General features: G+C 60.7%; 13 protein-coding genes and 2 pseudogenes. 12 read left to right on the forward strand and 3 right to left on the reverse strand.

The genetic code is table 11. From position 1 onward, the window contains the following. Position 1: 1 nt before the first annotated feature. From ATY29_RS24160 to virB11, 10 genes are read left to right on the forward strand one after another with little or no spacing between them, the layout of a single operon-like run. Entirely contained in the window at positions 2-340 is a 339-nt protein-coding gene (locus tag ATY29_RS24160) for a VirB3 family type IV secretion system protein (protein WP_037145466.1), read from the forward strand. Beyond that, the gene (locus ATY29_RS24165) at positions 333-2,699 is read left to right on the forward strand and encodes a VirB4 family type IV secretion/conjugal transfer ATPase (protein ID WP_085861367.1); all 2,367 of its coding nucleotides are present in this window, start codon (positions 333-335) and stop codon (positions 2,697-2,699) included. The genes ATY29_RS24160 and ATY29_RS24165 overlap by 8 nt, the downstream gene beginning before the upstream one ends. After that, positions 2,696-3,397 (forward strand): P-type DNA transfer protein VirB5, encoded by a 702-nt coding sequence (gene virB5 / locus ATY29_RS24170; protein ID WP_085861368.1) that lies wholly within the window; start codon positions 2,696-2,698, stop codon positions 3,395-3,397. The genes ATY29_RS24165 and virB5 overlap by 4 nt, the downstream gene beginning before the upstream one ends. Further along, positions 3,394-3,627 carry an EexN family lipoprotein gene (locus tag ATY29_RS24175; RefSeq protein WP_008537008.1) on the forward strand — a complete coding sequence of 78 codons (234 nt, stop codon included), beginning with the start codon at positions 3,394-3,396 and terminating at the stop codon, positions 3,625-3,627. Before virB5 ends, ATY29_RS24175 begins: the two co-directional genes overlap by 4 nt. Before the next feature lie 2 nt (positions 3,628-3,629). Next, entirely contained in the window at positions 3,630-4,562 is a 933-nt protein-coding gene (locus ATY29_RS24180; protein ID WP_037146965.1) for a TrbL/VirB6 family protein, read from the forward strand. Between the two features lie 39 nt (positions 4,563-4,601). Continuing rightward, entirely contained in the window at positions 4,602-4,883 is a 282-nt protein-coding gene (locus tag ATY29_RS37815) for a hypothetical protein (RefSeq protein WP_080712063.1), read from the forward strand. A gap of 1 nt (position 4,884) precedes the next feature. After that, positions 4,885-5,556, forward strand: a complete 672-nt coding sequence (locus tag ATY29_RS24190; protein ID WP_008535994.1) for a VirB8 family type IV secretion system protein — start codon at positions 4,885-4,887, stop codon at positions 5,554-5,556. Then, positions 5,553-6,410 carry a P-type conjugative transfer protein VirB9 gene (virB9, locus tag ATY29_RS24195; RefSeq protein ID WP_037146970.1) on the forward strand — a complete coding sequence of 286 codons (858 nt, stop codon included), beginning with the start codon at positions 5,553-5,555 and terminating at the stop codon, positions 6,408-6,410. The genes ATY29_RS24190 and virB9 overlap by 4 nt, the downstream gene beginning before the upstream one ends. An 8-nt stretch (positions 6,411-6,418) precedes the next feature. Then, complete coding sequence (gene virB10, locus ATY29_RS24200; RefSeq protein ID WP_037146971.1) at positions 6,419-7,591, forward strand: type IV secretion system protein VirB10; 1,173 nt, start codon at positions 6,419-6,421, stop codon at positions 7,589-7,591. An 8-nt stretch (positions 7,592-7,599) separates the two neighbouring features. After that, a complete protein-coding gene (gene virB11, locus ATY29_RS24205; protein ID WP_037146974.1) occupies positions 7,600-8,628 on the forward strand; it encodes a P-type DNA transfer ATPase VirB11 in 1,029 nt (342 codons plus the stop codon). 43 nt (positions 8,629-8,671) lie between these two features. On the opposite strand, the gene ATY29_RS24210 is transcribed toward virB11, so the two are convergent. The 3 genes from ATY29_RS24210 to ATY29_RS24220 form a co-directional block, all read right to left on the reverse strand. Continuing rightward, the gene (locus ATY29_RS24210; protein WP_008536010.1) at positions 8,672-9,250 is read right to left on the reverse strand and encodes a PIN domain-containing protein; all 579 of its coding nucleotides are present in this window, start codon (positions 9,248-9,250) and stop codon (positions 8,672-8,674) included. Continuing rightward, positions 9,240-9,761, reverse strand: coding sequence for a MerR family transcriptional regulator (locus ATY29_RS24215; protein WP_008536011.1), 522 nt, complete (start codon positions 9,759-9,761; stop codon positions 9,240-9,242). The genes ATY29_RS24210 and ATY29_RS24215 overlap by 11 nt, the downstream gene beginning before the upstream one ends. Positions 9,762-10,198: 437 nt before the next feature. Further along, positions 10,199-11,389 (reverse strand): DUF1173 domain-containing protein, encoded by a 1,191-nt coding sequence (locus ATY29_RS24220; RefSeq protein WP_037146978.1) that lies wholly within the window; start codon positions 11,387-11,389, stop codon positions 10,199-10,201. 309 nt (positions 11,390-11,698) lie between these two features. Here ATY29_RS24220 and ATY29_RS37820 point away from each other — a divergent pair. Together ATY29_RS37820 and ATY29_RS24225 are read left to right on the forward strand one after the other, a co-directional pair. Continuing rightward, positions 11,699-11,956, forward strand: a pseudogene (locus tag ATY29_RS37820) (toprim domain-containing protein); the annotation flags it as partial. Between the two features lie 90 nt (positions 11,957-12,046). After that, positions 12,047-12,642: pseudogene (locus ATY29_RS24225) on the forward strand (hypothetical protein); the annotation flags it as partial.

Below are 12,642 nucleotides of genomic sequence, written 5' to 3' on the forward strand. Positions count from 1 at the left end.
GATGGCGAACCTTCCGAGCCTCGAAGACGACACGCTATTTCTGGCCTGCACCCGCCCGGCGATGATCGCCGGCGTGACGATGGAGGCGATGGGCGTCAATATCATGCTGACGACCGTCCTCTACATCACAGCGGGATCAATCGCCTACGCGGTGGTCGGGATTGTTTTCCATGTCCTGTTTCGCGCGCTCGTCAAGCACGACCACAATATGTTTCGGATCCTGATTGCGTGGATCGAAACCCGTGGCCGCTCGCGCAATGCCGCCTATTGGGGCGGCGCCACACTCTCGCCTCTGACGCTCACCCGGCGTTATGACGAAAGGGATCTCAGCTTTGTCTAACATTGCGACGCTCCGGTCGCGCGAGCTCGGGCCGGAGACCTTCATTCCCTATATCAGGCATGTCGACGAGACGACCATTGCGCTCGAAACCCGAGCGTTGATGGCGATGATCGCTCTTGACGGCGTTTCCTTCGAAACATCGGACATCAGGGACCTCAATGGCCTGCATCGCAGCCTGAACACGCTCTATCGCAATATCGCCGACGAGCGGCTGGCGCTCTGGACGCATGTCGTGCGCCGCCGCGACAATGCCTATCCCGACGGACGCTTCGTCAATCCCTTCTCCGACGGTCTGAATGCGAAATACCGCGAGCGGATGGTTGGCGAAGATCTGTTTCGCAACGATCTCTATCTCACCCTCGTCTGGCATCCCGGCCGGGATCCCGCCGAAAAGGCCGCCAGGCTTCTCTCCCGGCTCGGCAAGGCGCGCCGCTCCGGTATCGAGCTTGACGAGCACGCCTTGAAGCATCTGCGCGACCGGGTGGCGGATGTCGTCGCCGGCCTGCAGCGGTTCGAGCCGCGGCAGCTTACCCTCCACGAACATGACGGCATCCTGTTCTCCGAGCCGAGCGAGGTTCTCCACCAGATCGTCGGTGGACGGCGGGAGCCGATCCCATTGACGGAGGGACGAATTTCCTCAGCGATCTATTCCGACCGGGTGATTTTTGGGCGCGAGACCGTCGAGATCCGTCACGAGGCCGACAGCCGCTATGCCGGCATGTTCGGCTTCAAGGAATATCCGGCGACGACGCGCAGCGGCATGCTCGACGCTATCCTAACCGCACCTTTCGAGCTTATCCTGACGCAGTCCTTTGCCTTCACCTCAAAGGCCGATGCCCGAACGATCATGGGCCGCAAGCAGAACCAGATGGTCAGCGCCGGCGACAAGGCGGCTTCGCAGATCGAGGAACTCGGCGAGGCGATGGACGACCTTGAATCCAATCGCTTCGTTCTCGGAGAGCATCACCTTGCGCTCGCCGTCTTCGCGCCCTCGGTCAAGGAACTGACCGATCACATGGCGAAGGCGCGCGCCTATCTCACCAGCGGCGGCGCCGTCGTCGCCCGCGAGGACCTCGGGCTTGAGGCTGCCTGGTGGGCGCAATTGCCGGGCAATTTTCGCTATCGGGCGCGCTCGGGAGCGATTACGTCGCGCAACTTCGCAGCCCTTGCTCCCTATCACTCCTATCCGACAGGTCAGAAGGACGGCAACGAGTGGGGACCGGCCGTCGCCATGCTCAAGACCGCATCCGGCTCACCCTTTTATTTCAACTTTCACCACGGCGACCTCGGCAACACTTTCGTCTGCGGCCCGTCGGGTGCGGGCAAGACGGTGCTGTTGAACTTCATGCTGTCGCAGCTCGAAAAGCACGATCCGCATATGGTCTTTTTCGACAAGGACCGCGGCGCGGATCTCTTCGTACGCGCGGCCGGCGGTACTTATCTGCCGCTGAGGAATGGTGTCGCCACCGGCTGCGCGCCGTTGAAAGCACTGGAATTCACTGCGGAAAACAAAATATTCCTCACCGGTTGGATCGCCAAGCTGGTCCGGTCCGGATCTGGCGAACTATCGATCACCGAGGTGCGCGACGTCGCCTCGGCGGTCGACGGGGTGGCGGACCTGCCGGTGGAGCGTCGCTCCATCGGCGCCCTGCGCACCTTCCTCAACAACACCGATCCCGAGGGCATTGCCGCACGTCTGCGACGCTGGGAGAGGGGCGGGCCGCTGGGTTGGGTCTTCGACAACGAAGCCGACGATATCGGAATTGGCGCCAGGTTCATCGGCTACGACATGACCGATTTCCTCGACAACGAGGAAATCCGCACGCCGTTGATGGCTTACCTGTTCTATCGCATCGAGCAACTGATCGACGGGCGTCGCATCATCATCGTCATCGACGAGTTCTGGAAGGCGCTGCATGATGAAGGCTTTCGTGATCTCGCCCAGAACAAGCTCAAGACGATCCGCAAGCAGAACGGTCTCATGCTGTTTGCGACTCAGAGCCCTCGCGACGCCATCGTATCGCCGATCGCCCACACTATCATCGAGCAGTGCCCGACCCAGATCTTTCTTCCGAACCCGCGCGGCGACCGCGCCGACTATGTCGACGGCTTCAAGCTGACTGAGCGCGAATTCGAGCTCGTGTCACGAGAGCTCTCCGTCGAAAGCCGCCGGTTCATCGTCAAGCAGGAGCACAACAGCGTTGTCGCCGAATTGAACCTCAGCGGCTTCGACGACGAGCTCGCCATCCTCTCCGGCCGGACAGCCAATGTCGAGCTTGCCGATGCCATCCGATCGGAGATCGGCGAGGGACGGGAGGACTGGCTTGCCGTGTTTCATCAGAGGAGGAAGACAGCATGATCCGTACAGGAACGATGCGGCCATTGTTCGTATCGGCCGCTCTTTTGGCGTCGGCGGTGCTGGCATCGGCGCAGGGCATCCCCGTCATCGATCAGACATCGATCGCCAAGCAGACCGAGAGCATTACGCAGCTGAAGTCCCAGCTCGACGCCTTGAACCAGCAGCTCCAGCAGGCCCAGCAGCTCTACGGCTCGCTGAACAAGATCACCAACATGGCCGACGTCGCCAACCTGCTGAACGATCCGTCGATCCGCAAGGCGCTTCCACAGGACTTCAACGCGATCGAGGGGCTGTTCAAAGGTTCCAGCAGCGGCGTCTTCGGCAGTTCCGCTTCGAAATTCCTGCAGGACAACTCCAGCTATCGCACCGATGCCGATGATTTCTATGCGCAGGAACTGTCGCGCATCCAGAACCAGAACGCCGGCCAGATGAGCCTCGGCCAGCAGATCTACGATGCGGCGACCAAGCGCATCGACGGCATCGATGAGCTTCGCCAGAAAATCTCAAGTGCTGCCGACGCCAAGGACATCGCCGATCTGCAGGCCCGCCTCCAGGCCGAAACCGCCTTCTTGCAAACCGACGTCTTGCGCATGCAGGGCCTGCAGATGGTCCAGCAGGCCCAGGTGCAGGTCGATGACCAACGGAAGGCCGAGGACTGGCGCAAGCGCATGGACACGATGGGAGCGGCGCTCAAATGAAGTGGCTTCTTTTTAGCGCGGCAATGCTTTTTCTGGCGGCCTGCTCCCCGCAGGCGGAGAAGATTTACACGGTCGATGAGTTCATGGCGGACGATGCTCTGCTCGCGAAAATCATCGGCGAATGCCGTAACAATCCCGGAGAACTCCGTGATACGCCCAATTGCCGCAACGCCGAGGCGGCCGACGGCAAGCTGCGGCTGGAGCGGATGGGCAAATCGTTGGGAGGCTGACGATGTATCAGGTCTTCAGCTTCGTCGACGGGCAGTTCAAGGCACCGCTCGAGAACTTCATTTCGTCGGGCACCTCCAATATCGCCAGCTGGGTCAGCGGCCCGCTGACGGCCGCACTTACACTTTATGTCGTGCTCTACGGTTATCTCGTTCTGCGCGGCTCCGTGCAGGAACCGATCCTCGAATTCGCTTTCCGAGCGATGAAGCTCGCCATCATCGTCATGCTGGTGAGGAATGCCGGCGAGTATCAAACCTACGTCACCAATATCTTTTTCGATGCGCTGCCGCGCGAAATCTCGCAGGCGCTGAACTCCGGCGCGGCGCCGAGCGCCTCCACATTCGACAGCCTGCTGGATAAGGGCCAGAGGTGCGCCAAAGAGATATGGTCGCGGGGCTCGTGGCCTATCGATATCGTCACCGGCGTGGGCGGCCTGCTGGTTATCGGCGCAAGTTTTCTTGTCGCGGCGATCGGTTATATAGTTTCGCTCTATGCCCGGCTGGCGCTTGCCATCGTGCTGGCAATAGGTCCGATCTTCATCGCGCTCGCCATGTTCCAGTCGACCCGCCGATTCACGGAATCCTGGATCGGCCAACTCGCCAACTTCGTCATCCTGCAGGTGCTGGTGGTGGCGATCGGCTCGCTGCTGATCACCTGCATCGACACGACGTTTACGGCGATCGAAAGCTATAGTGACGTGCTTATGCGGCCGATCGCGCTCTGCGCCATTTGCGTTGCCGCACTCTACGTCTTCTACCAACTGCCCGGCATCGCTTCAGCTCTCGCGGCGGGCGGGGCGTCGCTCACCTACGGCTACGGCGCCGCCCGCGATGCGCATGAAAGCACGCTCGCCTGGGCGACATCCCACACAGTCAGAGCGGTCGGCCGCGGCGCGCGTTCCGTCGGCCGCCGCCTGACTCCAGGCCGGACCGAATGACGGCCACCAATGCTTCAGATAATTGAACAGGTTTTTTGGATGCTCCGAATCGTTTTATCGCTTTTTCTGACCGCTGGTCTCGTAGGCTGCGGTTCGATGTCCCACCCGCTGCCGAAATGTGATGGTTATTCCCGCCGGCCGCTGAACCGCGCCATGTGGCAATGGCAGGACAGTGGAGGCGAGCAGCCGGCGACGCGGGGCGTTCCCGCTGAACCGACAAGCCACGCTGCCTCCTATGTGTCGGAACCATCTTCAGGCACACCGGCCGCTTTCGGGCATTTCGATGTCGCGGGCTCCTACCGTCCATGCGAGGGCGAGTGACATGGTGACCACGAATAACCTCAAAAGTTACTTCGACAAAGCCCGCCGGTTCGATCAGGACCGGATGATCCAGGTCGAGCGTTCCGCCCGCATCGCTTGGTTCGTCGCTGCTTGCGCCGGCACGCTTGCTGCCGTTTCCGTCTTTGCCGTTGCCGGCCTCACTCCTTTGAAAACCGTCGAGCCCTTCGTCGTGCGGGTCGATAATTCCACCGGCATCGTCGATGTGGTCTCGGCGCTGACATCCACCGCCGGCACCTACGACGAGGCCGTCACCAAATATTTCGCGGCCAAATATGTCCGCGCCCGCGAGGGCTACGTCTGGAGCGAGGGCGAGGAGAATTTCCGCACCGTCGCCTTGCTGTCGACGCAGCCGGAACAGACTCGATTTGCCGCAGTCTACCGCGGCAGCAATCCCGATTCCCCGCAAAACATTTATGGCCGCAGCGCCACGTCGCGGATCAACATTGTTTCCATCTCGCTGATCAACGCCAATGTGGCATCCGTCCGCTATATGAGGACCGTGACCCGCGGTGACGAGGTGCGCACCACGCACTGGGTTGCGACCCTGACCTTCTCCTATGCCAACGCTCCGATGTCCTCGACCGACCGGCTGACCAATCCGCTCGGCTTCGTCGTCAGCGAATATCGCGCCGATCCGGAGACCATCAATTGAGACCGCACTTTCTCCTTCCGCTCATCCTGGCCACCGGGTTTTCGTCTGCAGCGCTCGCCCTCGAGACGCCGCGCGGCGCCACGCAGGACAGCCGCATCCGTTTCGTCGACTACCAGCCCTATAACATCACCAAAGTCGTCGGCACGCTGCGGTCTTCGGTGCAAATCGAATTCGCCGCCGACGAGGAAATCGCTCATGTGGCGCTTGGCAACAGCGTTGCTTGGGAAGTGGCGCCGGCCGGCAACATCCTGTTCCTGAAGCCCAGGGAAAATCAGCCGGTGACGAATATCTCGGTCGTGACGACACGACGGGACGGCTCGACCCGCAGCTATCAGATGGAACTCACCGTCCGCGACGGCAGCGTCGAAGCCGGTCAGAACACCTATTTCTATGTGAAATATCGCTATCCCGCTGATGAGGCGGAGCGGCGGCGCCAGGAAGCAGCTGCGCGCGCGCAGGCGGCACAGGCCGGCGAGGCCGATCGCGTGCTTGCCCTTCACGAAGCTTATGGACCGCGCAACTGGCGTTATTCGGCGCAAGGGTCCCAGGCGCTCGAACCGCAAGCGGTCTATGACAACGGCAAGGTCACCACCTTCGCCTTTGCCGGCAACCAGGAAATGCCGGCGATCTATACGGAAAATTCCGACGGCAGCGAAAGCCTGGTTCCGAAGTCAGTCGACGGCAATCTCGTCCTCGTTCACGCGATCAGCCGCAAGTTCATACTGCGCCGTGGCGGCGACGTGCTTTGCGTCTTCAACGAAGCCTACGATCGCGTCGGCACCAATCCCGAGACTAACACGACGTCACCATCGGTCGAGCGCGTCGTCAAAGTGCCGCCCGGCGCGGCGCAATAGGAGGTGACATGGCCGAGGAAGAGATGACCCAGATTCCGGGCGAGCGCGCCGAGACGTCGGCCGGTGGCCGGCTCGACAATAACCCGATCCTCAAACGCGGCGTTGTCGCCTTGGCGATCGTCGTCTTTGTCGCCTTCGCTCTCTGGTCGATGCGAGGGCAGGACAAACCGTCAGACGGTGCCCAGCCGGAGCGGGTTGTCATCCGGCAGACATCGGATTTCGAACCGGCGAAGGAGCCGGTCCAACCAGTGGTGCCGCCGCCAGCAGTCCAACTCCCGACGCCTGTCGCCGCCGAGCGGGCGCCGACCGACGATGACAAGCTGCTCGACGCTGCCCGCCGTGCGCCGGTCATCGCCTATGGCAGCGAGAAATCGCCGGCCACGCGGCGGCAGGATCAGGATGCGGCGGCGGATCAGGCTTCGAATTATGTGCCGTTCGGCAACAATCAAGCAGGCCTCGGCTCGCAGGGTGAAAACGAAGACCAGCGCTTCCGCTTGCTGACGCCGACGCAATTGCAGGGATCGCGTGCCGGCACGTTGGGCAACCGCGATTTCATTGTCGCAATGGGGACATCCATTCCTTGCGTTCTCGAGACCGCGCTCTCCTCCGATCAGCCAGGGTTCACGAGCTGCGTCATCAACCGGGACGTTCTCTCAGATAATGGCCGCGTGGTGCTGATGGAAAAAGGCACGCAGATCGTCGGAGAATATCGCGGCGGTCTTCGCCGTGGCCAAAAGCGCCTGTTCGTTCTCTGGAACCGGGCGAAGACGCCGAAAGGCGTGATCATCACTTTGGCTTCGCCGGCAACCGATGCGCTTGGCCGGGCCGGCATCGATGGTTATGTGGACACCCATTGGTGGGAGCGGTTCGGCAGCGCAATGCTCCTGTCGATCGTCGGTGATGCCAGCTCTTATGCCAGCAGCCGGCTGCAGGACAGCGATGTCGACGCGCAAAACACCACCAGCGCCGGTCAGCAGGCGGCGGCGATCGCCGTCGAGCAATCGATCAACATTCCGCCGACGCTCATGAAACATCAGGGCGAGCTGGTTTCGATCTTCGTCGCACGCGACCTCGACTTCTCGAGCGTTTATCGGCTTCGCGTGACCGAGCCCCGCAATCGCGTCTACGACCGTGCTGTCCTTGGGGATTTCAGCCCCTCCTCGAAGCTCGTGACAAAATAGGTTCGGCAATGACTGAAGCTGCCGACGCCGGCGTCGTGCGCGAACTGCTTTCGCCGCTATCACGCTTCCTGCGTGACAAGACCCTCTATGAGGTCATCGTCAACCGGCCAGGGCAGGTTGTCACGGAGGGGAGACAGGGATGGCAGACCTATGAGATGCCCGAACTCTCTTTCGACAGGTTGATGCGTCTCGCCCGCTCGGTCGCGAGCTTTTCCAATCAGGCGATCGACCAGACGCGACCGATCCTGTCGGCGACGTTGCCGGATGATGAGCGGATCCAGATCGTCATCCCGCCGGCAACGACGAGGGGAACCGTCAGCATCACCATCCGCAAGCCGTCCTCCGTGTCGCTGACCCTTGAGGATCTCGATCATGGGGGATTGTTCGCCGATGTTTTGCGGGTCGACGGCGACGGGAGCCGATCGGACCAAAGGCTGTTGGAATACTATCGCATTGGCGCCTACAAAGCGTTTCTCCGGGAGGCGGTGTTTGCAAGAAAGAACATCATCATCTCCGGCGCAACCGGGTCGGGAAAAACAACTCTATCGAAAGCGCTGATCCGCCACATTCCGCAAAGCGAGCGGATTATTTCGATCGAAGACACTCCGGAACTGGTGGTCCCGCAGCCCAACCACGTTCGACTGTTCTATTCCAAAGGCGGCCAGGGATTGTCTAAAGTCGATGCGAAGGATCTGCTGGAATCCTGCTTGCGCATGCGGCCCGACCGCATCCTACTTCAGGAGCTCCGAGACGGCACGGCATTCTACTACATCCGCAATGTCAACTCCGGCCATCCTGGCTCCATCACCACCGTCCATGCCGACTCCGCCCGCCTCGCCTTTGAGCAGCTGACTTTGCTGGTCAAGGAGTCGGAGGGTGGTGGGGACCTCGAACGGCACGACATCCGCGAGATGTTGACGATCGCGGTCGACATCATCATCCAATGCAAGCGTATCGACGGCCGGTTTCGGGTGAGCGAGATCTACTATCGAGACGCCACGACTGACCTCGGCCGCTCTTCGTCGGATCGAGCTTAACGGGTTGCTTCCGGGCCTCTAACAATTCTGTCGGTCTCGACCGTCAGTCCAATTGTGCTGCCTTCTCACGCAGGACCACTGAAAACGCGCGGAGCCCCTGATGGTCCAGTGCATCAATGAATTCGTGAACCGCCGGCACCGTCTTGCGTAAATTCAACCGGGCGTGCCTGATGCTGTCGATCAATGCGCTCGAAAAGGTGGAATGGAGGCCCACGAGGAAATTGTCTGGCGATACGCAGGTCACCCCATGAGGCCGAAGGTCCGCGGCTGGGAAATCCTTGAGATTCCACGTGACAATCACAGAAGCCTTTCCGGCGATGGCTGCAGCTAAAACATGACGATCATCCGGATCCGGTAGCGAGAGGTCGGGGATGAGAATTCGGCGGTTGCCGACATCGGCATCGGGCAAGACTTTTTTGATCCGATCACGGGTCGCTTCCAGACGGGGGAAGGGTATCTCGGGTGAGCCGATGGCCAGATTGCGAATCCACTCGGCGTGGATGTCGTCGGTCCAGCGTGCGTCGACGAGACCGTCGAAAGCACACTGGACCAAGACATTACGCAAATGGAAAGGGTAGAGGACGCAGGCATCATAGACCGCGACAGGCGGCTTAGAGGCCATGATTGACGATCAGATCCTCTGTGTCCTCGGCCAGCGCGTCGAGGCTTTTCTGGCGAGCATCGAGCTTGGCCTTGAGCGAGAGAACATCCTTCAACTTGGCTCGGCGGTGCTTGCCGACATAGCGGAAGGGCAGATCGCCGCGATCCATGCGCAGCACCACGAGAGGACGTGAGATGCCGAGGATGGTGGAGGCGTCGGTCGGGCTCAATTCCTGATCTTCCGTGAGCACGGCAACACGCTTGCCGCGCAACAGATGATCGAGGAGTGCTTCGACAGGCGCGAGAGCCGAGGCTGGGAGAGAAAGGGTTTGAAGTTGTCCACTTTCACGGCGAATCCGTAGTTCCAGTTGGTCGCCCTCCGCCAGATTTGGCATAGGCGCGACGGCCTTGCGGTCGCGATCCGACAATTTGGTAAATTGAAGAACATGGCTGGTCATGGCGAACACCTCTGACCATGTATATAGGGCAAGTCGCTCATAACTGCAATAACTGAAATATCCTCCGCTTTCCATCTCCGATTTCCGGGTGCCATAGGAGCGCGCGGCGAACGAGCTCGACCCGCCAACTTGAAGCGTGGGTTACCGCCAACGGCAAGCGCTCCGCTTCCGATGTGATCGTGCAATGCAAAGGGGCCGCCTCACCAACTATGCAGAAAAATAGGGCCGCTGGAAAACCAGGGCCCTTTAAGGTGTGAAGGTCAATAACCTCCAGAGGGGAACAGCTGATACGATGGCACTGGGAGGAAAACCATCGACTGCATCAACTGGAGGCAATATGCTCATATTTTGACCGCTTGGTAAAACATTTTTTGTGCAGTGCAGCTATGCAGAAATGGCAGAGAGTTCTCTGGGCCGATTTGACCGGGATATAGCTTCACGCATTCGAGATCGCCCGGGCGATGGCTTCCTTTTAGGGCGCCTACGTCGCTGACCAAGGAGGCTGGTGTGGATCATGGCAGCCGCGGCATTTCGCCGTCGGCCACACGCCAGATCCACGGCGTCATCTCGGCTCTCGCGGCGATCATCTCATTCAGTGCAACGTCATAGTCTTCGTCGGCCTTCGTCGGAACGATGAACATGGCGATCGGCGCTGGCTTTGCCTCCGGTAAGGTCACGGAGGCAATCGGCTGGTCGCGCGAAAGATCGAACCGGAGTCCTTTCACGCTTCTTCGCTTCAGGCTTGAGAGCCGCTCCAGGAGACGCTGTTCATGGATGGTTTCGAACGGGATCCAGTTCTCGTTGACCACCATCAGCGCCACTTCCTCGACCGAAGCTATCCCCGCTCCCGAAATGCCGAACGTGGCGATGACGATGAGATGAAACCCCTCGTTGGATCGCCACAGTTCCAGTTCGGTTTCATATCGGGCATTCAACCGTTTCCACGCACCCTCATCGAGCATGAAGGGGAAAGGCAGGTGGCGCACCAGCATCTTCTGGCCATCGCGCGCTGAGGAAAATTCCTTTACCTCTCCGACGGTCATCATCAGTTTCCGCGGACCGGGACCGGTTAACTGGGCTCCGGCCAACATCGCTGCGCGCCTGGCGGAGATCCCTTCCTTGTCCTCCTGATGAAACACTTCCGGCACGAACAGGATGTCGCTAAGCGGACCGCCGCGGACAATCATCTGTCGCGCTGCGTTCAGCAGGCTGCTGCGGACGCGACCCCAGCCGCGTCTCCCAGCCCACAGCGCCGTCCATTCAGTCAGTTCCCCTGTCTCCCAGAGATAATGGAGCATGGCCTTGAGCGACAGCTTTTTCGGATCGTTTCGCACCGTTTCCGACGGCTCCGAAGATGAGGCCGAAGCCGATCGGTTCCCTCGTTTCGACAGCGAGAAATCGAGTTTCAGCACAGCCGCGCCCGTCGCTGCGTCGATCTGGATGGCATTGCCGATCAATGGACCAAGACCCGACAGCTCATATGGCGGTTCATAGGATGGGCAGCCGGGATCGTGATCTCGTCCTGAAAGCGGCATCCGTTTGATCAGGAATTGGCCATCCATCCGGGCGATATACATCGGCACCGGCGGTTGCCGACACGGGCAAAGTGGCCTGAGCTTCTGTTCGTAAGCGCGTTCGAGCTGCGGCAGAAACTCTGGAGAACTGTCGTCGAACGCCTGGTTGCCGATCAAAAACTGTCGCACGTCGTTCCTCCCTTGCCTGGCCAAAGGCTGATCGAGCCGTAAAAGGAAGGCGTAGCATGAGCTTCGCGGACTTTACTAGCGCAAAATAGTTAGTATGTAAATGTTACGGCCGCTGGGGCCGATTTCAACGCCAAGGCAGGAAAGAAGATACGTGCATTCCAGCCTCCAAAAATTAAAATTAACGATCATGATAATTAGAAGTCAACGGTGCGTTGATTAGAAGTCAGCCGGTCAAAATGTAGAGGCTGCGCCAGCATGAAGTGAGTTCTAATCGCGTGCTACCCAGCCCTTCGAGCCGGCCGGCACTGAACCGCCGATCACCTTGCCGCCTTCCGACTGCCCGATGGCTGCCGGCGTCTCTACATCGCAGCTGACGCCGATGCGGCCGGCCGGCACGTATCGAGGGATTGAGCTACCGCGCCCAGGCGCTGGGGATCCTGCCGCTAGTGCTTGCCCCGGAGTTCGGCGACTTCAACGAGGATCTGCGCCGGCTCAGTCCGGAACGGCTCATCGCTAATCTCAGGGCGCAGCTCGTTCTGAAACGCTCTGGCCTTTCTGCCCGCATGATCGAGCCGGACGGGGAAGGTGAGGGCGTGAGGGCCTACAGGATGGCAGGTCTCTGCCGGTCGCCGCACGGGTAGGCGCCCGCCCGCGGGCCTGCCGAGAGGCGACCCTTACCATGCGGCGGGCGGGCCTTCAGCGGGTCGCTCAGGTTTCTTCCCCTGGCTTGGGCCGCGTGCGGCCCGCCATTCCTGGCACAAGCCCCGCCCCGCCTCGTCCCCAACCGACCGTTTCATCTACGAGATGCAGATCTACGGCCATCGCCCCTTCCAGGATGAACCGGACCCGCGTCCGCTGCCGGAGGAGCCGGTCGTCCAGTCGGCGCTGACCGCCATGTTCGATGCTCTATTCGAAATGCTCGGCGATACCCGCCTGGAGCCCGATCTCGAAGACCTCCTGTGGTCGACGGTCAATCTCTTCCACCGCGCCGGCGAGCGCATCCAGCGGGAGCTTCAGCGTAATGAGGATAGCCAACGCAACGGTCAGCGCGAGCAGGACGGCTCGGAGGTCAAGAGTGTCGAGTTGGAGCGCCTCGTTGCCGAAGGCATCACGCTGCTTGAGCGCCGCAATGCCTTCGAGTTCATGCGCGCCTATGCGGGCGACCACTTCGAAGCCAATGCGGCTCGGCATGGCGGCCGCGGACGGGCTCCAAGGTCAGCCACGCCAACATGACCGCGGCGATGATCGACTCC

Origin of the sequence: Rhizobium hidalgonense (genome assembly GCF_002914525.1) — a bacterium.
In the GTDB taxonomy this organism is placed as follows: Bacteria; Pseudomonadota; Alphaproteobacteria; order Rhizobiales; family Rhizobiaceae; genus Rhizobium; species Rhizobium hidalgonense.

Bases quoted from the DNA above. Each gene is read 5' to 3' on its own strand.
- ATY29_RS24160 (WP_037145466.1), top strand. From the start codon at position 2: ATGGCGAACCTTCCGAGCCTCGAAGACGACACGCTATTTCTGGCCTGC.
- ATY29_RS24190 (WP_008535994.1), top strand. From the start codon at position 4,885: ATGGTGACCACGAATAACCTCAAAAGTTACTTCGACAAAGCCCGCCGG.
- ATY29_RS24210 (WP_008536010.1), bottom strand. From the start codon at position 9,250: ATGGCCTCTAAGCCGCCTGTCGCGGTCTATGATGCCTGCGTCCTCTAC.
- virB10 (WP_037146971.1), top strand. From the start codon at position 6,419: ATGGCCGAGGAAGAGATGACCCAGATTCCGGGCGAGCGCGCCGAGACG.
- ATY29_RS24180 (WP_037146965.1), top strand. From the start codon at position 3,630: ATGTATCAGGTCTTCAGCTTCGTCGACGGGCAGTTCAAGGCACCGCTC.
- ATY29_RS37815 (WP_080712063.1), top strand. From the start codon at position 4,602: ATGCTCCGAATCGTTTTATCGCTTTTTCTGACCGCTGGTCTCGTAGGC.
- virB5 (WP_085861368.1), top strand. From the start codon at position 2,696: ATGATCCGTACAGGAACGATGCGGCCATTGTTCGTATCGGCCGCTCTT.
- ATY29_RS24215 (WP_008536011.1), bottom strand. From the start codon at position 9,761: ATGGAAAGCGGAGGATATTTCAGTTATTGCAGTTATGAGCGACTTGCC.
- ATY29_RS24175 (WP_008537008.1), top strand. From the start codon at position 3,394: ATGAAGTGGCTTCTTTTTAGCGCGGCAATGCTTTTTCTGGCGGCCTGC.
- virB11 (WP_037146974.1), top strand. From the start codon at position 7,600: ATGACTGAAGCTGCCGACGCCGGCGTCGTGCGCGAACTGCTTTCGCCG.